Origin of the sequence: Fodinicola feengrottensis (assembly GCF_010993775.1) — a bacterium.
Classification (GTDB): Bacteria; Actinomycetota; Actinomycetes; order Mycobacteriales; family HKI-0501; genus Fodinicola; species Fodinicola feengrottensis.
Window position 1 is genome coordinate 184,734 of record NZ_WOTO01000007.1, and the last position, 17,455, is coordinate 202,188.

The following is a 17,455-nucleotide window of genomic DNA, read 5'->3' on the forward strand; positions in this document are numbered from 1 at the left end:
CGCGGCGGGTGGGGCGGGGAATCAACACACGGCGTGAGCATCGGACATCGCCGGTAGGTAGGCTCCGTATCCGTGTTCCGCTTGTACTCGACACCGCCACTCCGGCCGTCAGCGTCGGCATCGCCGAGGTCACCACCGACGGCTTGACAATGGTCGCCGAAGACCAGGTGGTGGACGGCCGGCGGCACGGCGAGGCGCTCGCCGTGCTGATTGCGGGCTGCCTGGACAAGGCCGGCATTCGGATCGACCTGCTCGACGCGGTGGTCGCGGGCGTCGGTCCTGGTCCGTTCACGGGCCTGCGGGTGGGGCTGGTCACCGCCGCCGCGATCGCCGACGCACGGCAGATCCCGGCGTACGGCGTGTGCTCGCTCGACGCCATCGCGGCGGGGCTCGGCGGGCCGCTGCTGGTGGCGACGGATGCGCGGCGCAAGGAGATCTACTGGGCCACCTACGACGCGGCCGGCGCGCGAGTCAACGGACCGTCCGTCGACAAGCCCGCGGCCGTACGGGAAAACATGGACGCTGTCGAGCGCGCGGCCGGAGCGGGCGCGGCCCAATACGCCGAGATATTGGGACTGCCCGTCACCGGCCCGGAATATCCGTCCATGCCGGCGATGGCGAGGCTGGCAGCCGACCGGGTCCGGGCCGGCGCGCCGACCGAGCCGTTGACCCCGCTCTACCTGCGCGGCCGGACGCGACCGAGCCGGGAGAGCGCAAAAAGGTCAACCGATGAGCATCCAGGCGGATGCGCCGACGGTCATCATCGACCGGATGCGCTGGTGGCATATCGATCCGATCCTGGTGATCGAGGACGACCTTTTCGGGGCCGAGCGGTGGACGGCCGGAATGTTCTGGTCCGAGCTCGCCGGCGCCGACCGCTACTACCGGGTCGCGGTGGAAGGTCTGGACGAGGTCGTCGGCTACGCGGGCCTCGCGCATGGGCCGGATTCGGCCTGGGTGCACAACATCGCGGTCCGCCGCGACCGACAGGGCCGCGGCCTCGGTGCCCGGCTGCTGGACGACCTGCTGGCCGAGGCGGTACGCCAGGAAGCGCCGCAGGTCGCCCTGGAAGTGGCCGCCAGCAATGCGATCGCTCAGCGGCTTTATGCCATCCGAGGCTTCGAACCTGTCGGCGTACGCAAGGCTTATTACCAACCAAGCGGCGAGGACGCCGTAGTGATGGTACGGGAGATGTGATGGCGCAGTCCGAGCCTTTGGTGCTGGGGATCGAGACTTCCTGCGACGAGACCGGCGTCGGCATCGTGCGGGGCCAAACTCTGCTGGCCGACGCCATTGCGTCCAGTGTGGACAGTCATGCCCGTTTTGGCGGAGTGGTGCCAGAAGTGGCGAGCCGGGCGCACCTGGAAGCGATGGTGCCGACCATTCATCGCGCGCTGGACACCGCTGGCGTACGACTGTCCGATGTGGACGCCATCGCGGTCACCGCCGGCCCAGGCCTGGCCGGCGCGTTGTTGGTCGGTGTGGCGGCGGCAAAGGCGTATTCGCTGGCCGCCGGAAAACCGCTCTACGGCGTTAATCACCTGGCCGCGCATGTCGCCGTCGACACCCTCGAACACGGCCCGCTGCCGGAACCGGCGATGGCCCTGCTGGTCTCCGGCGGGCATTCGTCGTTGCTGCGAGTCGACGATCTGACTGGGGACGTACGCACCCTCGGGTCCACAATGGACGATGCTGCCGGCGAGGCCTTCGACAAGGTCGCGAGGCTGCTCGGACTGCCGTTCCCCGGCGGCCCGCATATCGACCGGCGGGCCCGCGACGGCAACCCGGAGGCGATCACCTTTCCGCGCGGTCTCACCGGCCCTCGTGACCTGATCGACCATCCGTACGATTTTTCCTTCTCTGGCCTTAAAACCGCGGTCGCCCGGTGGGTCGAGGCGAAGGAACGGGCCGGCGAGCCGGTGCCGATCGCCGATGTGGCCGCGTCCTTCCAGGAAGCCGTCACCGATGTGCTGACCCGCAAGGCGATCGCGGCTTGTACGGCCGCGGGCATCGAAACTCTGGTGATTGGCGGCGGGGTGGCGGCGAACTCGCGACTGCGCCAGCTCGCCGAGCAGCGCGCTACCAAGGCCGGCATCCGGCTGCGGGTGCCGCGGCCGGGCCTGTGTACGGACAACGGCGCGATGGTGGCCGCGCTGGGCAGTCATCTGGTGGCCGCCGGCCTGCCGCCGTCCGACCTCGCCATCGCGGCCAACTCGTCGATGCCGGTCGAGCTGGTCAGGGTCTGACCGGTGATCGTCCGGATGTGGGAGGTGATGACCTTCCCCGAGGCGTACGCCGAGGTGCTGTCCTGGATGTGTGAGGTGGCCGCGGTCGAGTTGGAACGCCATCCTGGTTGCTTCGGCTGCGAAATCCTGTCGTCCACCGACCGCCGGATCGTCGCGATCAGCCATTGGCGCGAGGAGCCGGCCGACCCGCCCGCGCCGCCCAGTCACTTGATCTCGTCCGGCCCGAACACGTACGACTTCTTCTCCGTCGAGCGTTGACTTGCCTATCGGGAAAGTCAGTGTTAACTTTCCTGGTAGGCAAGTCAACGCGAGAGGTGTGGACATGATGGACATAGAAGAAGCCCGTTCGAGTATGCGTACGGTCGACGAAAGCCAGGAAAAAGTCCGGTCGTCGACGGGAAAACTGCCGATCTGGTATTCCGGCGGGATCGCGGTGGCGCTGTTCGTGGTGTTCGCGGTGGGTGATGTCCACCTGCCGCCGATCGCCGTGTTGGGCCTGGTCGCGGTGTATTTCGTCGTTATCACGGCACTTCTTGTGGCGCTGAAACGGTCGCGGGTACGCCCGCACCGGACCGACTACCAGCCGGCCAGGCTGGTGGGTGGCGCCATCCTGCTCGGCGCGGTGCTGGCGATCGTGGTCGCGGTCTCGGAGCCGCTGCTGCGATCGGCCGGTGTCGCGTTGGCTGGCACGATGACAGGCCTGCTGACGGCACTGGTCTTCATGCTGCTGGTGTTCCTGGTGCTGCCGCGTTTGGACCGGTGGGCCCGGCGCGACCAGGCATGAGTGCTCCCGACGGATTCGACGAGCTGATCCACCCGACCACCCGGCGTCGCTGGTGGCGCTGCTGGCGGCCACCGAATGGGCCGAGTTCTCCTTCGCGAAGGAATCGCTGAGACTGAGCGACTCGGCACTGTCCAAGCAGGTGTCCACTTTGGAGGACGCCGGCTATGTGGAAGTGCGCAAGGAAGGCGCCGGCCGGCGCAGGCGTACGAAACTTCGCCTTACCCAGCGGGGAAGATCGGCTTTCGAAGGTCATGTCGCGGCATTGCGGCGGATTATCGAAGCCTCCGTGGTGCCCGAACAAAGCGCCTGAACAATGTGCCTAAACACAGCGCCTGAACAAAGCGCCTAACACAGCGCCTGAACAAAGCGCCTGAATCACTGGCCTGGACCGCAGATCAGCGCGATCGGGCGGCTGCCGATCCGAGTCAGTGCCAACGAACCCTCGGCCGAGCCGGTCAGCCGCAAGTCGCGGCGCAACTGCTCCACATCGACCGCCGATCCGCGCTTGAGGATCGTCAGCCGGCCAATATCGCGGGCCCGCAACGCCGACCGCAGTTTTTTCAGCGAGAACGGGGCAACTTCCTCGATCGGGTACGCCCGAGCGAAAGCCGTTTCGACGAACGGACCGGTCAGGTAGGCGATATGTGGATCCATCAGCCGCGCACCTAACAAGGCGGCCAGTTCGGCGACCAAATGTGCTCGTACGACCGCGGAATCCGGGTCGTAGAGCCAATCGCCGATCTCGCCGACCGGCGCCACCTGGGCACCGTCTCCGGTCAGGGTGGCGCCGGCTGGCAGCACGGTGGCCCGCCGGGTCGCGGTCGCCAAACCCTGCGAATAAAGCGCAAGCTCGACCAGCACCCCGCGATCGGAGACCCATTCCGCCTCGACTTGGGTCGGGGGATCAACGCATGATCCAGCCCCGGCGCGAGTTTTGCTCCCGCGTAAGACATCTTGCGGAGAAGGTCGAGGACGAACGAGTACGGCGGCGCGTACGACTCCGGGTCCGGGGTCCGCCGGCCTCCGGACCGCCGGGCCGGATCGCAGAAAACGCCGGCGAAAGTGGCTAATTCGACGGCGGTGGCGTCGTCGCAGCGTACGGTCACCCAGTCGTCGAGGCCCAGCGCCTGGGCGTTGGCGGCCGCGATGGCGGCGGTCAGCGGGTCGGCGTCGATCGCTTCGACGGCGATGCCGGCGGCGGCGAAGGCGAGCATGTCACCGCCGACCCCGCAGCAGAGGTCCGCGACCGGCGAGATGCCGGCATAAACGGGTCGCTCGGTGGGCGGCCACCGCCGGCCGGGTGATCTGCTCGGCGCCGTCCGGAGTGAAGAACATCCGGTGCGCCGGCTCGCCGAGCCGAACCGCGGCCCGCTGCCGCAGCCGTACGGTCGTCAGGGCAGCTGCCACCAACTCAGGATCCTGCCCGGTGGCTCGCAGGGCCGCGGTCGTACGCACCAGGTCGTCGCCGGCTCGCGCGGTGGCTTCGGCCAACAGCGTGGCGCCTGCGCTCGTACGCAGCTGGGCGAGCGTCGCCACGGTCAGACTCACCGGGTGATCCTCCCCGACACACATCGAGGCCGGCGCCCAGGGGACGCCGGCCTCGGTATCGGGGAAGTCAGATCAGGCCCGGTGGTAGCTCTGCAGATCCACCCGCGGGAAGTCGCCGCCCGGGACCTGGTTGTCGCCGTGCAGCACGATCGTCGCGCCCTGCTTGCTCTTCAGGGTGCAGTAGATGTTGCCGGCGCCGACATCGCAGCTGGGGTTGCCCCAGGTCTGTTCACCGGGCAGCGGCTGCGCCAGCAGCGCCTTGAAACCGGCCTGGCTGGTCACGTGCGCCAGCAGGTCGTAGTTCTGGTCACTGAAAGCGGTCGCGGCGGCCTTTGCGTACGCCGGGACACTCCGCGCTGGCAGTGTGGCGTGCCCGCCGGCGGTGTAGGCCGCGCGCGACGATCCCGTGCGCGGTCGACGGCCCGTTGGGCAGGTGCACCACGACCGTGTCGCCGGTCGGGTACGCCGCGAAGGTGCAGTAGATCTGGCCGGCGCCGGCGTCACAGCAGCTGCTGAAATACCAGACCCGGCCGCTGGTCTGTCGGGGGATGCTCTGGAACTGCTTGTAGGACGCCGCGGTGGTCAGCTGCCGAAGCCGGGCCGTCTGCTGCGTACGCCAGGCCTCGAAGGCCTCTTTCGCGTACGCCTGCGGGGTGGTCGGGATGCTGGTCGCGCTGACCGGGATCCCGTTGGCCACCGGCGTACCAGTGTTGCCGGCGGCGTTCTGCCCGGCTGCCGGTGCTGGATCGCCGCCGGTAGCGGTGTTCGTATTCGTGTTCGTACCGGCCCCGCCGAGCTGGGTAGCCGACCTGGCTGCCACCGGCTGGGAAGGGTGGAAGTATGTGGACGCCGCGTACGCGGTGCCGACGCCGAGCCCGCCGGCGACCAGCACGCCGGCGGTCACGCCGACCACCAGGATGCGCCGTTTCGACTGCGTAGTAGTCATTTTCGCTCTCCTCTATGAGACCGCCGCCCCCGTACCGACGACTTGCCCCTGAGACGCGGCAGCCGGTGCGAAGGTTGGGTGACCCGGCCCACAGTGGGCGTCAACCTGGACGACTGGTCCGTACAGACCCTCTCCTTATGGACGTGATTGACTGTCCTTGGACTGGCACTCGGGTTGACGGAGTGCCAGCCTCGGAATAACCTTCGGCATTAGCACTCTCCCCGTGAGGGTGCTAACCCCGCGCTTCGATCCGGCACCCGCGACGACGGATCGACGGTGGGCCGACTTGCATACAAGACGATCAAGCCCCAGGAGGGTCAGCACGTGACCACCGCGACAAAGGTGACGATCAAGCCGCTTGAGGACCGCATCGTGGTGCAGGCCAACGAGGCCGAGACCACGACCGCATCCGGCATCGTCATTCCAGACACCGCCAAGGAGAAGCCGCAGGAGGGCACCGTAGTTGCGGTGGGTCCCGGCCGCTTCGACGACAACGGAAACCGTGTGCCGCTGGATGTCGCCGCCGGCGACGTCGTTATCTACTCGAAGTACGGCGGCACCGAGGTCAAGTACGGCGGCGAGGAGTACCTCGTCCTTTCCGCCCGCGACGTCCTCGCGGTCATCGAGAAGTAGCTTCCGCAGCGCCGCCGCCCCGGAGCCGCCAGATTCCTGGTGCGCCACCCGGGGCGTTCGGCGTGTGGGGCTGGGACGTCCGAAGGGACCACTGACACTTAATGTCCAAGATCCTGCGTTATTCCGATGACGCTCGCAAACGCCTTGAACGTGGCGTCAATACGCTCGCCAGCACTGTGCAGGTGACGCTCGGCCCCAGGGGCCGCAACGTCGTGCTGGAGAAGAAGTTCGGTGCCCCGACCATCGTGAACGATGGCGTCACCATCGCCCGCGAGGTCGACCTGACCGACCCGTACCAGAACCTTGGCGCCCAGCTGGCCAAGGAGGTCGCCACCAAGACCAACGACGTGGCCGGCGACGGCACCACCACCGCCACGGTGTTGGCGAACGCGTTCGTACACGCCGGCCTGCAGAACGTGACCGCCGGTGCGAACCCGATCTCGCTCAAGCGTGGCATCGACCTGGCCGCCAAGAAGGTCTCCGAGCTGCTGCTCGAGCGGGCCGTCGAGGTCTCCGGGAACGCGTCGGTCGCGCACGTGGCGACCATTTCCTCCGGTGACCAGACGATTGGCGAGCTGGTCGCGAAGGCGTTCGAGGTGGTTGGCAAGGACGGTGTGATCACCGTCGAGGAGTCGAACACCATGGTCACCGAGCTTGAGGTGACCGAGGGCATGCAGTTCGACAAGGGCTTCATCTCGCCGCACTTCATCACCAACGTCGAGGACGGCGAGGCGGTCCTCACGGACACGTACGTCCTGCTCGTCTCCGGCAAGGTGTCCGCGATCGCCGACCTGCTCCCGATCCTGGAGAAGGTCGCCGAGGCCAAGAAGACCCTGCTGATCATCGCGGAGGACGTGGAGGGCGAGGCGCTTTCCACGCTCACCGTGAACGCGATCCGCAAGACGCTGGTCACGGTCGCCGTCAAGGCGCCCGCGTTCGGCGACCGCCGCAAGGCGATGCTGCAGGACATCGCGCGATCCTGACCGGTGCGCAGGTGGTCAGTGAGGACGTCGGCCTGAAGCTGTCCGACGTCGGCATCGAGGTGCTGGGTACGGCCCGGCGCGTCACCGTCACCAAGGACGCCACCACGGTCGTCGTCGACGGCGGCGGCTCCGCGCAGGACGTGGCGGACCGGGTCGCGCAGATCCGGGCCGAGGTCGAGAACTCCGACTCCGACTGGGACCGAGAGAAGCTCCAGGAGCGGCTGGCCAAGCTGGTCGGCGGCGTCGCGGTGGTCAAGGTCGGCGCGGCCACCGAGGTCGAGCTCGGCGAGCGCAAGCACCGTATCGAGGACGCGGTCTCCGCGACCCGTGCGGCGCTTGAGGAGGGCATCGTGCCCGGCGGCGGTTCCGCGCTGGTTCACGTCGCCGCCGAGCTCGCCGACGGCCTGGGCCTGACCGGCGACGAGGCCACCGGTGTCTCAGTGGTCCGCAAGGGCCTCACCGCGCCGCTCCGGGTCATCGCCGAGAACGCCGGCCTCAATGGCGGCGTCGTGATCAACAAGGTCGCCGACCTGCCGATCGGCGAGGGTTTGAACGCCGAGACGGGTGAGTACGTCGACCTGATCTCCGACGGCGTCGTCGACCCGGTGAAGGTGACCCGCAACGCGGTCCTCAACGCCGCGTCCATCGCCGGCCTGCTGCTCACCACCGAAACCCTCGTGGTGGAAAAGCCAGAGGCGCCGGTCGGTGACGACGGCCAGGGCCACGGCCATGGTCACGGCCACTAGCTAGACGCTCTTCGCAGCCCCCGCGGTCTTCCCGACCGCGGGCCTTGTTCTTTGTTGCGCCTGCTTCTCCGGCCACGCGCGCCAAGTCCCCGGTCACGCGCGAATGTAACGGTACGGCTAGGGTGCGGCGCGAAACTGTCGTACCCGACCCGAAAAATCGCCCCACCCAGTGACGGGTGGGGGGTGGGTTCGAGACCCAATGTTCAACTAAAAATCAAGGTCCACCTCTCGACCCACCCCCCGCCCGTTCAAAGGGAGGGGGAAAGAAAAACAGACACGTACGACAGTTTCGCGCCGCACCCCATGGAGAAAACAGAACAATCGGGCCCGACGGAGCGCCAGTTGCCCATTCGGAATGGGCAACCGGAGCTCCAGCGGACACCGATTGTCTGGGTTGGCAGGCCGCGCGGTTACCCCAGTTGCGCGGACAGCGCCGGTCGCCCGGTGCCGATCACCTGTTCCCGCTCGGACTCTGACAGGCCACCCCAGACGCCGTACGGCTCCCGGACCTTCAGTGCGTGCTCGCGGCACGACTCAAGGACTGGGCACGAGGCGCAGATGACCTTGGCTTCGTTTTCCCGGCGTGCCCTGGATGGGCCGCGCTCCCCCTCTGGATGAAAGAACAGAGCGCTGTCGACCCCTCGACAAGCGCCCTTGAGTTGCCAGTCCCACAGATCGGCAGTGGGACCTGGCAGCCGACGTACATCGGCCATCACTGCCTCCTCGCTGAAACACCGGCGACAGCAAGCACTACCGCCCCCAAAAGTCGGACCATCGGCCCGACCCATAACGGCGACCGTACAACCGCGCCATAGGTTGTTCAAGAGGTTCGTTGCAAACATTGTTCGACGTTTGTCATCACCGTCGAATCATCGCTTTCTGTAACTTCTTGCCAAACGGGCTTTTCACCGCAAAATATGACTTACCGGAAGCGCCCTGCCAGGGCCACCAGTTCGGCCCGAAATCCGCCCCGATGTGGACGAGGAAAACCAAAACTCGACTTGCCGTCCGCAAATCCCGTGCGATCCTGACACCTGTGTCGGTCCAGCTAAGCACGCACCAACCCGAGCCCGACGGCGCCGGTCAAACCGGCGACGGCGGGGCCGCAGAGGTCGAGCTAGTGCTGACGGTAGCGGCGGTGGCCCGCCGGCTCGGGGTGGCTCCAGCGACGTTGCGGACGTGGGCGCGGCGGTACGCCTGGGGCCTGGGGCCGTCTGGGCACGAGAGTGGCACCCACCGGCGTTACACCGAGCGAGACTTGGGCCGGCTGCAGGCAATGCGCAGGCTCACCTTGGCTGGCATGCCGGCGGCCGACGCGGCCCGTTCGGTGCTGTCCACCGACGCGCGCGCTGGCAGCGTCTCCCGCGCCCCGTCGCAGCGCACCTCGACCGCGGTCAACGTGGTCGCGCCGCCGGCGGGGACACCCGTCCAGCGCGATCTCGTACGCGCCGCCAACAGCATGTCCGCGGCCGCGGTGAGCGATCTTGTCCGCCGCTCGATCGCCGCCCACGGAGCACTGCTGACCTGGCGTGACCTGGTTGAGCCAGTGCTCGACGCGGCGTCCCGCCGGTGGCCGAACGCGGCGGACTGTACGGCCGTGGAGCGGCTCGTCGGCTATGCCGCCGACACCGCCTTCCGCGACTACGCGGCCCGGCTCGCCGAGCCGGTCGGGCGCCGCCCGCTGTTGTTCGGCTGTGCGCCGGGGGAGCACCACCAGCTGCCGCTTTCGGTGCTCGCGGCGGTGCTCGCCGACCGTCACATAGCGGTCCGCAACCTGGGTCTTCTTCGGTGCCGGCCGACGCGCTCGCCGCATCGGTCCGCAAGACCGGCGCGGCCGCGCTGCTGCTGTGGGCGGAGTCCATGACGACCGCGGATCCTGCCGTGCTGGCGAGCCTGCCAGTGACCCGGCCGCGGACCGAGATCATCACCGCCGGCCCCGGCTGGCAGTCCGTCGCGCTGCCCCGCAAGGCGCGACACGTACGCGGCCTCGACAGCGCCGTCAGTGCTCTCATGCATGCCGTTTCATCCTGACTGTGGACGAGTTCGGGTCGCGACTGGCCCGGTCCGCGGCAGTTGGTGAATACGGAGTCGTGCTGGCCGCCACGCCCGCGTACGAGCGTGCGCCCGATCCGGTCGGTCTGATCCGCGACGATCCCATCGGAGTGGACCAGACGTCACTGGGAGTGATCGCGCGAGCATCGACACTTCGCCAACTTGGCCGGTATCTGGACGCTCGAAAGTGTGACGAAGCCGCCGAGCGGGCCGTCGAGAACCGGACGCTCCAGGCGTCCCGCCCGGCTGGGGCTGGCGGCGGACGCGGTGGGTACGGCGGATCCGTCGCTGGCCCGGCAGTGGCTGGCCGCCGCCGGATCGATCGAGGACGCTGCCGTACGAGTGCTGGCCGGTTGGGTGGCCACCGAGATCGCGCTGATGAGCGGTGACGCGTCGGCGGCGGTCTCTGGGTCGGCCGAATGCGTCTCGCTGGCCCGGCAGGCCGGTCTTCGCTGGCACCTCGCCAAGAGTCTGCTCTTCGCCGGGGTCGCCCAGGTGGTCGGCGGCCGCGCCGAGGCCGGCCTCGGTGACCTGGTCGAGGCGGCTGCGGCGGCGCGGGCGTACCCAGCGCCCGCGGTCGGCTGGGTCGTGGCCGCGGTGCTCGCCGACCACGATCCGAACCGGCGGCAGGCGTGGCATGCGGAGGCAGTGGCGGCGGTCGGCGAGATCGCCGATGGGCTGCCCTCGGACGTACGGCTGGAATGGCTCGGCCGTTCGGACGTACGGCGTTTCACGGTGTGACCGACATCGCAAGAGCCGAAGAGGAAAGGATTCCTGCCACCTAACGGCAGCTGAGGGTGACCGTACGGCCGCGAAAAATGGCCCCCGCCGCCGGTATATGCGCTGGTCTAGGCTGATTTTCCGAACTGTCCGGGTGCGGACAGTCCCACCGGGCTTACGTACCGGAGCGGGGCGGACGATAGAGTGTCGTCGGCCCACCTCCAGGGTTTACCGTCTGCTGTTCGGCGACAGGTGCCGAATGTGGTCACAGCCGTAACGAGAGGGATCACCGCCGCGATGGATGGGAGGACGACGGCGCGGGAGCTCAGTGCCATCGCCGCCCGCGCCGCCTCAGTGGACCCCGTGGACTCCGAGGCGATCGCCGAGTTGCTTACCCGCATCAGGCCAATGGTGGTCCGTTACTGCCGGGCTCGTCTGGGGCGCACCGGTGGCGGCGCGTACACGACAGCGGACGACGTGGCTCAGGAGGTGTGCATCGCGGTGATGTCTGCCCTTCCCCGTTATCGCGATGTCGGACGTCCTTTCAGCGCGTTCGTCTTCGGGATCGCCTCACACAAAAGTTTCGGACGCGCATCGCGGCGCGAGCCGTGATCTCAGCCAGCCTGTCGAGGTTCTGCCGGACGTCATCGACTCTGCCAACGACCCGGAGCAGGCCGCGCTCGCGGCTGATCGGGCCGCGCGGGTGCACGAGCTGCTGGGCAACCTGTCCGACATTCAGCGTGAGGTCGTGCTGCTGCGGGTCGCCGTCGGGCTGTCCGCCGAGGAGGCCGGCTCGGTGCTGGGGATGTCGCCAGGTGCCGTACGGGTGGCCCAGCACCGCGCGCTGAACAGGCTTCGCGAGATGGTGCAGTCGAGTGCCAACGAGGTGTCGGCATGAGCTTTCGAGACCCCCGTGAGTCCGGCAAGCGCAAAAAGCCGCCGTTGACATTGGTGCGTTGAACCGCGACGAGTCGCTGGTCAGCGCGCTTGGTCGCGGCGACCGCCCGCACGGCGTGAACGGCGACCCGGTCGTCGACCTGCTGTTCCGTTGGCGTGCCGACCTGGACGTGGCCGGCAACACCATTGAGATCTCCGCGCCGCGCGAGCCGGTCGGCGCCGGTCCGGTCCGCGAGCCGGCGAACAACCCCCCCCGGTTCTTCGGCCGCGCCGGTCGCAAGATCCTGGTCGCGCGCTGCGGTCGCGGTGTTTCGGCATCGGCTCGGTCGGCGGCGTCGCTGCGGCCACCGGGGCCGGACCGGACAGCACGTTCTGGCCGATCGCGCTGGCCCTGAACACCGAGCGGGCCCGATCGGTGCAGTCCTCGCACGAGGTCACCGCGATGCTGAACAAGGCCGAGGCGGCCATTCACGCCGGCCAGCTCAGCGTGGCCGCCGACCAACTCGCGAAGGCCCAGACCGCGCTGGCCGACGTGCAACCCACCGACGGAGCGGTCGCGCTGAAGGCGCGCCTTGAGGACCTGCAAAACCAGCTCGCCCGGCTACGCGGCGAGCCCCCGGCCTCCGGCCGACCCACTGCCCCCGGCTCACCGGGAACCGGTGCCGCGAAGCAATCGGCGCCGAACACCCTGGCGCGCGCCGCGACCCGCGACCGTCCGCCACCGCGCACCCGGGCGCCCCAGCGCCCACCGGCTCCGCCGCCGGATCGCCCAGCTCCCCGATCACTCCAACGATCAGCCCGACCAAGCCGGGAAACGACGGATCGGACAAGGCCCAGCCGCCGTACCAGCGTTAAGATTCCCGCCGTGGCTGACTGGTGTTGATCTTGGTTAGTTGGCCCACCCAAAACGGACATCGGTCTAAAATATCCGTTTTGGATAGGCCAACTAATCAAGATCAACAACTATGGTGTCGCGAACTTGACGTTGTGGTAGCCCGATGCGGCGACGAACTACTCGTCGGAGTCGGCAGCGGCCGTCCTGGATGCCGTCGGCGTAGCCGCGGGCATATTCCCAGATGACGTAGTGCGCTGGGTTCGGGTTGTAGGCCGGCTCGTGGACGCGGCTTTCGCCGGCTTCCAGGAGGTGGCGGAGGTTGGCGCGAAACAGGCTCCAGCCGAAGTAGTGCGGGATCTGGCAGTCCTCGCACTCCACCACCAGGCCGAGATAGCCCTTGGGAGCGAGCAGCGCTTCATAAACCTCAAGGTCGGCCAGGTCGTCAAGCACGTCCTGGCGCTCGGCTGGGCTCAGCGGCATCGCGCTGGCGCTGTCCAGCTCGGTGTTGTCGAGTGCCCGGGTCGGGTCGGCGGGATCGCCGGCGAACGGGTCCATCGGCTCCTCGTGCACGCCACCACCGTAGCCCGCCGGCCGAACCGGCCTGCCTCTGGGCAGCGCCGGGCGGAGTTGATCTTGATCGTACGAGCCGCCAGCCAACCGGCAACGAGCCACCCGCCAACCGAGGACGAGCCGCCCGCCAGCCGACAACGTGCCGGCCACCGCGCAACGCGCGAGCAGACCGCCGTGCGCCAGTGCCGCTCACTCAGCGGACGTACGCGGTGGTGGGGAACGGCACGTACCGGGCCTGATCAGGGCGGCGAACAGGATCGCTACGATGGAATGACCTTCCCAGCCACCTCATCGCCTTACCGGCCGCGTGCCGGGGAATCGAGATCCGCTTCTATGGCTGCCGCTGAGTCCGACTTCCCGCCGGTGCCCGACATGAACCTGCCGATCGGCCTCACGTTCGACGACGTGCTGCTGCTGCCCGCGGAGAGCCGGATCGCGCCCAGCGGCGCCAACACCAGCACCCGGCTGACCCGGTCGATCTCGCTGCGGATCCCGCTGCTGTCGGCCGCGATGGACACCGTGACCGAGGCCCGGATGGCGATCGCGATGGCCCGCCAGGGTGGCATCGGGGTGCTGCACCGGAACCTGTCAGCGGAGGACCAGGCGTCCCAGGTCGACCTGGTGAAGCGGTCCGAGGCCGGGATGATCTCCAACCCGATCACCTGCTCGCCGCGGGACACCCTCGCCGATGTCGACCAGCTGTGCGCGAAGTTCCGGATCTCCGGCGTGCCGGTGGTCGAGGAGGGCGGTCTGCTGGTCGGCATCGTCACCAACCGGGACATGCGGTTCGAGACCGACTTCTCCCGGAACGTACGCGAGGTCATGACCCCGATGCCGCTGGTCACCGCCCCGGTCGGGGTGGACACCCAGACCGCGCTCGGCCTGCTTCGCAGGCACAAGGTGGAGAAGCTGCCGCTGGTCGACGCCTCCGGCCGGTTGTCCGGGATGATCACCGTCAAGGACTTCGCCAAGCGCGAGGCCTACCCGCTGGCCACCAAGGACGCCTCCGGCCGGCTGGTGGTGGCGGCCGCGGTCGGCGTTGGCGACGATGCCTACAAACGCTCTCGGTTGCTGATCGACGCGGGTGTCGACGTGCTGATCGTGGACACCGCGCACGGGCACTCGCAGATGGTTCTGGACATGGTCCGGATGCTCAAAAAAGACACCACGGTCGAGGTCATCGGCGGCAACGTGGCGACCGAGGAAGGCGCCCGGGCGCTGGTCGAGGCCGGCGCGGACGCGGTCAAGGTGGGCGTGGGGCCAGGCTCTATTTGTACGACCCGAGTCGTTGCCGGGGTGGGTGTCCCACAGGTCACCGCGATCAACAACGCGGCCCGTGCGGCCCGGCCGGCGGGCGTGCCGGTGATTGGCGACGGCGGCATCCAGGCCAGTGGTGACATCGCCAAGGCGCTGGTCGCCGGCGCTGACACGGTGATGCTCGGTTCGCTGCTGGCCGGCGTGGAGGAGAGCCCGGGTGAGCTGATCTTTATCAACGGCAAGCAATTCAAGTCCTACCGCGGCATGGGCTCGTTGGGCGCGATGCAGTCCCGCGGCCAGGCCCGCTCGTACTCCAAGGATCGGTACGGCCTGGACGACGTGCTCTCCGACGACAAGCTGGTGCCGCAGGGCATCGAGGGCCAGGTGCCCTACCGCGGCCCGCTGGAAGCGGTCGCCCACCAGCTGGTCGGCGGGCTGGCGGCGTCGATGGGTTTCGTTGGTGCCACCACGATCGAAGAGCTGCAGCGACACGGCAAGCTGCTCCGGATCACCGCTTCGGGGCTGCGCGAGTCGCACCCGCACGACGTACAGATGACGGTCGAAGCCCCGAACTACTCCGGCCGCTGAGGCTGAAGATGGGTGACATCGTGCAGATCGGCATGGGCAAGAGTGCCCGCGAGGCGTACGGGCTGGACAGCGTGGCGATCGTGCCCTCCAGACGGACCCGGGACGTGGACGAGGTCTCGACGCACTGGCAGATCGATGCCTTCCGGTTCGACATCCCGATGGTGGCGCACCCGTCGGACGCGATCATGAGCCCCCGCGAACAGCGGTCGCGGTCGGTCAGCTCGGCGGCCTCGGCGTGCTGGACGCCGAGGGTTTGTGGTGCCGTTACTCGGATCCGGAGCCCCGCTGCTCGAGCAGATCTCCGAGAAAGCCGACGGTGCCACCGGCTATCTGCAGGAAATCTATGCCGAGCCGGTGCGGAAGGACCTGATCGAAGAACGGATCCGGCAGATTCGGGACAGCGGCGTGACCACGGCGGTCCGGATTTCCCCGCAGCACACCCAGGACCTGGCCCCGACGGTGCTCGCGGCCGGCGTGGATCTGTTGGTTATCCAGGGCACCATCGTTTCGGCCGAACATGTGTCCAATGTGGACAGTGCGCTGAATTTGAAGCAGTTCATCGCGGACCTGGACACTCCGGTCATTGTCGGCGGCTGCGCGGACTACAAGACCGCGCTGCACCTGATGCGTACGGGCGCGGCCGGGGTCATCGTCGGCATCGGCGCGGACGCGCGTGGAGCACCACCGATCGAGTGCTCGGGATCCGGGTGCCGATGGCGACCGCGATCTCCGACGCGGCCGCCGCCCGGCGGGACTACCTGGACGAGACCGGCGGCAGGTACGTGCACGTCATCGCCGATGGCGACGTGACCTTCAGCGGTGACATCGCCAAGTCGATCGCCTGCGGCGCGGACGCGGTGATGCTCGGCGAGCCGCTGTCCGGAGCCGCCGAAGCGCCCGCTCGGGGCGCCTGGTGGGAGTCGGTGGCGGCGCATCCGAAGCTGCCGCGCGGCCAGTTCGCGGCCGCGCCGGAGGAGGCGTTGGGCACTCTGCGTGAGTTGCTGCTGGGCCCGGCGGACAGTCCGGACGGTGACAAGAACCTGTTCGGCGCGTTGCGCCGGGTGATGGCCAAGACGGGTTACTCGGATCTGAAGGAGTTCCAGAAAGTGGAACTGGTGCTGGATCGGAACTGAGTGCTGCTGCGTACGACTCTGTATGCAACGGCAACCCGATGGCATGGATCTTTGCGTTGTCCCGCAGGGCGAAGCGTGGTCCCAATAAATGATTGAATTGGCAAGGATTAACCCTCTGGACATCGGATGTCGACACAGAGTCGCCAACGAATCACGCGCGCTGGTAATATTTTGTGTGTTACTTATCGCACTAAGATGTTCTGACCACATTTTTCTGGCGGATTCCTAGCCTTACCCACCGTGTTTCTGCCACCATGGGGCGTCGCCTACACCGGCGTAGCGATGGCTCACAATTGCGCGTACATAACTTGCATGCGTTCGCCAGACGTCGACCGCGGGGGGCCCGGTCGCAGTGTGAATCCGTCCCTGCCCGGGGCGTGGAGGAGGCAAATGTCGTCCATGCGGCTGGGCGGCACGCAACGTGCCCCAAGCGGCGTCCGCCGGTCGTTCCTGGCGATGGGCTCCGCGGCTTTCGAACAGGGTGAGGGAGCCCGCGCAGGTGCCCATCGGCACCGCCGGGGCATCGACTCACGAACAGTTTTCGCGCTAGTCATCGCCGCCGGTCTGGTCGGCATCGCGATCGTGGTCGAGCAGTGGTCGGCCTGCGCCGGCACAGTGTCGTCGGCACCGCCACCGCCATCATGTGGTGGGCCGTGACCGCTCCCGTGGTGGCCGCGGTGGCTGGCCTGCACGGCCCGGCCGCCGATCCGGTGATCCAGCTCAGCCAGTCCGCCGGGTCCATCCTCTTCACCGGCGTCCTGGTCTGGTTGCTGGCCGTCCTCCTGCCCTCCCGCAGCTCCTGGCTCAGCATCATGGTGTGCTGGGCTATCAACGCGTCCGCGGCCGGCCCGCTGGCGCTGCTCGCGCCCGGCGTCACTGTGCTGATCGGATGGACCATGATTGCCACGTACCTGTGTTGGCGCACCGGCGCTGTCGGCGCTTACGTCACCAGGGTGCGCGAGCGGTCCCGGGTGTCCCGGCTGTACGAGCAGTCCACCGGTGAGCAGCGCGAGATCATCGACCGGCTGGCGGACGCGCCGCGCAAGGCCACCGTGCTGCACCAGATGTCGGTGCCGCGGGACTTCGGCGCCCGCCTGCAGTTCGACGCGTACGTGGTGGCCCAGACCGGCGTCTACGGCGTGATGGTCGCCGACGCGATCGGTCGCCTGCAGCTGAACGTCTCGGCCACCCGCCGGGTCGCGGTGGAGAACCGCAGCATGGACGACCTGCTGCTGGACGCGGCGGCCGTCAGCGCGTACGCGGTCTCCGACGCCCTCCGCGTGAGAGTGCTCCCGCTGGTCGCCCTGCCCGGTGCGACCTTCCCGCCGCAGTATCCGGGCGTCGTACCGGCCACCGTGTCGCCGCGCGAGCTCGACGGCCCGGTCGACGTGGTGATGTTGGAGCCGTCGCTGCTGGTCGACCGCATCTGCTACGGCGAGACCATCTACACCCCGACCCAACCGAGCAGGCCCCGGCGCATCGCCGACCGAGCCATGCAACCCCGGCGCATCGCCTTC

The 17,455-nt window shown here is 68.2% G+C and carries 21 protein-coding genes and 4 pseudogenes; 18 read left to right on the plus strand and 7 right to left on the minus strand.

Annotated features, from left to right (window positions below; all coding sequences use genetic code 11):
* Positions 1 to 8 precede the first annotated feature (8 nt).
* The 6 genes and pseudogenes from tsaB to GNX96_RS09035 form a co-directional block, all read left to right on the plus strand.
* Positions 9 to 626: pseudogene (gene tsaB, locus GNX96_RS62935) on the plus strand (tRNA (adenosine(37)-N6)-threonylcarbamoyltransferase complex dimerization subunit type 1 TsaB); the annotation flags it as partial.
* A 103-nt stretch (positions 627 to 729) separates the two neighbouring features.
* The gene (gene rimI / locus GNX96_RS09015) at positions 730 to 1,197 is read left to right on the plus strand and encodes a ribosomal protein S18-alanine N-acetyltransferase (protein ID WP_163567736.1); all 468 of its coding nucleotides are present in this window, start codon (positions 730 to 732) and stop codon (positions 1,195 to 1,197) included.
* Positions 1,197 to 2,246, plus strand: a complete 1,050-nt coding sequence (gene tsaD / locus GNX96_RS09020) for a tRNA (adenosine(37)-N6)-threonylcarbamoyltransferase complex transferase subunit TsaD (RefSeq protein WP_163567737.1) — start codon at positions 1,197 to 1,199, stop codon at positions 2,244 to 2,246. Before rimI ends, tsaD begins: the two co-directional genes overlap by 1 nt.
* A 3-nt stretch (positions 2,247 to 2,249) precedes the next feature.
* Positions 2,250 to 2,504, plus strand: coding sequence for a hypothetical protein (locus GNX96_RS09025; RefSeq protein WP_279579821.1), 255 nt, complete (start codon positions 2,250 to 2,252; stop codon positions 2,502 to 2,504).
* A gap of 64 nt (positions 2,505 to 2,568) precedes the next feature.
* Complete coding sequence (locus GNX96_RS09030; protein WP_163567711.1) at positions 2,569 to 3,030, plus strand: hypothetical protein; 462 nt, start codon at positions 2,569 to 2,571, stop codon at positions 3,028 to 3,030.
* Positions 3,031 to 3,082: 52 nt separating this feature from the next.
* Complete coding sequence (locus GNX96_RS09035) at positions 3,083 to 3,340, plus strand: transcriptional regulator (RefSeq protein ID WP_313885609.1); 258 nt, start codon at positions 3,083 to 3,085, stop codon at positions 3,338 to 3,340.
* A gap of 65 nt (positions 3,341 to 3,405) precedes the next feature.
* Here GNX96_RS09035 and GNX96_RS50255 read toward each other — a convergent pair whose 3' ends face one another.
* The 5 genes from GNX96_RS50255 to GNX96_RS09050 form a co-directional block, all read right to left on the minus strand.
* Positions 3,406 to 3,891 carry a THUMP-like domain-containing protein gene (locus GNX96_RS50255; RefSeq protein ID WP_279579822.1) on the minus strand — a complete coding sequence of 162 codons (486 nt, stop codon included), beginning with the start codon at positions 3,889 to 3,891 and terminating at the stop codon, positions 3,406 to 3,408.
* Positions 3,807 to 4,244: a hypothetical protein gene (locus GNX96_RS50260; protein ID WP_279579823.1), complete on the minus strand. Its 438-nt coding sequence runs from the start codon at positions 4,242 to 4,244 to the stop codon at positions 3,807 to 3,809. The genes GNX96_RS50255 and GNX96_RS50260 overlap by 85 nt, the downstream gene beginning before the upstream one ends.
* Position 4,245: 1 nt before the next feature.
* Positions 4,246 to 4,578 (minus strand): hypothetical protein, encoded by a 333-nt coding sequence (locus GNX96_RS50265; RefSeq protein ID WP_279579824.1) that lies wholly within the window; start codon positions 4,576 to 4,578, stop codon positions 4,246 to 4,248.
* A 72-nt stretch (positions 4,579 to 4,650) separates the two neighbouring features.
* The gene (locus GNX96_RS09045; protein WP_163567712.1) at positions 4,651 to 4,860 is read right to left on the minus strand and encodes a hypothetical protein; all 210 of its coding nucleotides are present in this window, start codon (positions 4,858 to 4,860) and stop codon (positions 4,651 to 4,653) included.
* 25 nt (positions 4,861 to 4,885) lie between these two features.
* Positions 4,886 to 5,524: a hypothetical protein gene (locus GNX96_RS09050; protein ID WP_163567713.1), complete on the minus strand. Its 639-nt coding sequence runs from the start codon at positions 5,522 to 5,524 to the stop codon at positions 4,886 to 4,888.
* A gap of 324 nt (positions 5,525 to 5,848) precedes the next feature.
* Here GNX96_RS09050 and groES point away from each other — a divergent pair, with 324 nt between their 5' ends.
* Positions 5,849 to 6,157 (plus strand): co-chaperone GroES, encoded by a 309-nt coding sequence (gene groES / locus GNX96_RS09055; protein ID WP_163567714.1) that lies wholly within the window; start codon positions 5,849 to 5,851, stop codon positions 6,155 to 6,157.
* Positions 6,158 to 6,258: 101 nt separating this feature from the next.
* Positions 6,259 to 7,886, plus strand: a pseudogene (gene groL / locus GNX96_RS09060) (chaperonin GroEL).
* A gap of 410 nt (positions 7,887 to 8,296) precedes the next feature.
* Here the strand turns inward: groL and GNX96_RS09065 are convergent.
* Entirely contained in the window at positions 8,297 to 8,599 is a 303-nt protein-coding gene (locus GNX96_RS09065) for a WhiB family transcriptional regulator (protein WP_163567715.1), read from the minus strand.
* Positions 8,600 to 9,006: 407 nt separating this feature from the next.
* On the opposite strand from GNX96_RS09065, the gene GNX96_RS09070 reads away from it, so the two are divergent.
* The 6 genes and pseudogenes from GNX96_RS09070 (at position 9,007) to GNX96_RS09095 (ending at position 12,438) form a co-directional block, all read left to right on the plus strand.
* The gene (locus GNX96_RS09070; protein ID WP_163567716.1) at positions 9,007 to 9,750 is read left to right on the plus strand and encodes a MerR family transcriptional regulator; all 744 of its coding nucleotides are present in this window, start codon (positions 9,007 to 9,009) and stop codon (positions 9,748 to 9,750) included.
* Positions 9,747 to 9,917: a hypothetical protein gene (locus GNX96_RS09075; RefSeq protein ID WP_163567717.1), complete on the plus strand. Its 171-nt coding sequence runs from the start codon at positions 9,747 to 9,749 to the stop codon at positions 9,915 to 9,917. Before GNX96_RS09070 ends, GNX96_RS09075 begins: the two co-directional genes overlap by 4 nt.
* A gap of 210 nt (positions 9,918 to 10,127) precedes the next feature.
* A complete protein-coding gene (locus GNX96_RS09080) occupies positions 10,128 to 10,679 on the plus strand; it encodes a hypothetical protein (protein WP_163567718.1) in 552 nt (183 codons plus the stop codon).
* Positions 10,680 to 10,955: 276 nt separating this feature from the next.
* Positions 10,956 to 11,556 (plus strand): annotated as a pseudogene (shbA, locus tag GNX96_RS62940) (RNA polymerase sigma factor ShbA).
* A gap of 58 nt (positions 11,557 to 11,614) precedes the next feature.
* Positions 11,615 to 11,950: a hypothetical protein gene (locus tag GNX96_RS09090; protein ID WP_163567719.1), complete on the plus strand. Its 336-nt coding sequence runs from the start codon at positions 11,615 to 11,617 to the stop codon at positions 11,948 to 11,950.
* 20 nt (positions 11,951 to 11,970) lie between these two features.
* Positions 11,971 to 12,438, plus strand: a complete 468-nt coding sequence (locus GNX96_RS09095; RefSeq protein ID WP_163567720.1) for a hypothetical protein — start codon at positions 11,971 to 11,973, stop codon at positions 12,436 to 12,438.
* 63 nt (positions 12,439 to 12,501) lie between these two features.
* Here GNX96_RS09095 and GNX96_RS09100 read toward each other — a convergent pair whose 3' ends face one another.
* Positions 12,502 to 12,945: a DUF5319 domain-containing protein gene (locus GNX96_RS09100; RefSeq protein ID WP_279579841.1), complete on the minus strand. Its 444-nt coding sequence runs from the start codon at positions 12,943 to 12,945 to the stop codon at positions 12,502 to 12,504.
* Positions 12,946 to 13,293: 348 nt separating this feature from the next.
* Here GNX96_RS09100 and guaB point away from each other — a divergent pair, with 348 nt between their 5' ends.
* The 4 genes and pseudogenes from guaB to GNX96_RS09120 all read left to right on the plus strand — a co-directional run.
* Complete coding sequence (gene guaB / locus GNX96_RS09105; protein ID WP_163567721.1) at positions 13,294 to 14,805, plus strand: IMP dehydrogenase; 1,512 nt, start codon at positions 13,294 to 13,296, stop codon at positions 14,803 to 14,805.
* Between the two features lie 8 nt (positions 14,806 to 14,813).
* A pseudogene (locus GNX96_RS09110) lies at positions 14,814 to 15,938 on the plus strand (GuaB3 family IMP dehydrogenase-related protein).
* Positions 15,939 to 16,328: 390 nt separating this feature from the next.
* Entirely contained in the window at positions 16,329 to 16,595 is a 267-nt protein-coding gene (locus GNX96_RS09115) for a hypothetical protein (protein ID WP_163567722.1), read from the plus strand.
* Positions 16,592 to 17,455, plus strand: an 864-nt coding sequence (locus GNX96_RS09120) for a hypothetical protein (protein ID WP_279579826.1), incomplete at its 3' end; no start/stop codon positions are given. The genes GNX96_RS09115 and GNX96_RS09120, both read left to right, overlap by 4 nt.

What these genes read in the sequence shown, in the direction of transcription:
- GNX96_RS09115 (WP_163567722.1), top strand. Translation starts at nt 16,329, where the DNA reads ATGTCGTCCATGCGGCTGGGCGGCACGCAACGTGCCCCAAGCGGCGTC.
- GNX96_RS09075 (WP_163567717.1), top strand. Translation starts at nt 9,747, where the DNA reads ATGACGACCGCGGATCCTGCCGTGCTGGCGAGCCTGCCAGTGACCCGG.
- GNX96_RS09065 (WP_163567715.1), bottom strand. Translation starts at nt 8,599, where the DNA reads ATGGCCGATGTACGTCGGCTGCCAGGTCCCACTGCCGATCTGTGGGAC.
- guaB (WP_163567721.1), top strand. Translation starts at nt 13,294, where the DNA reads ATGGCTGCCGCTGAGTCCGACTTCCCGCCGGTGCCCGACATGAACCTG.
- GNX96_RS50260 (WP_279579823.1), bottom strand. Translation starts at nt 4,244, where the DNA reads ATGCTCGCCTTCGCCGCCGCCGGCATCGCCGTCGAAGCGATCGACGCC.
- tsaD (WP_163567737.1), top strand. Translation starts at nt 1,197, where the DNA reads ATGGCGCAGTCCGAGCCTTTGGTGCTGGGGATCGAGACTTCCTGCGAC.
- GNX96_RS09100 (WP_279579841.1), bottom strand. Translation starts at nt 12,945, where the DNA reads ATGGACCCGTTCGCCGGCGATCCCGCCGACCCGACCCGGGCACTCGAC.
- rimI (WP_163567736.1), top strand. Translation starts at nt 730, where the DNA reads ATGAGCATCCAGGCGGATGCGCCGACGGTCATCATCGACCGGATGCGC.
- GNX96_RS09050 (WP_163567713.1), bottom strand. Translation starts at nt 5,524, where the DNA reads ATGACTACTACGCAGTCGAAACGGCGCATCCTGGTGGTCGGCGTGACC.
- GNX96_RS09030 (WP_163567711.1), top strand. Translation starts at nt 2,569, where the DNA reads ATGATGGACATAGAAGAAGCCCGTTCGAGTATGCGTACGGTCGACGAA.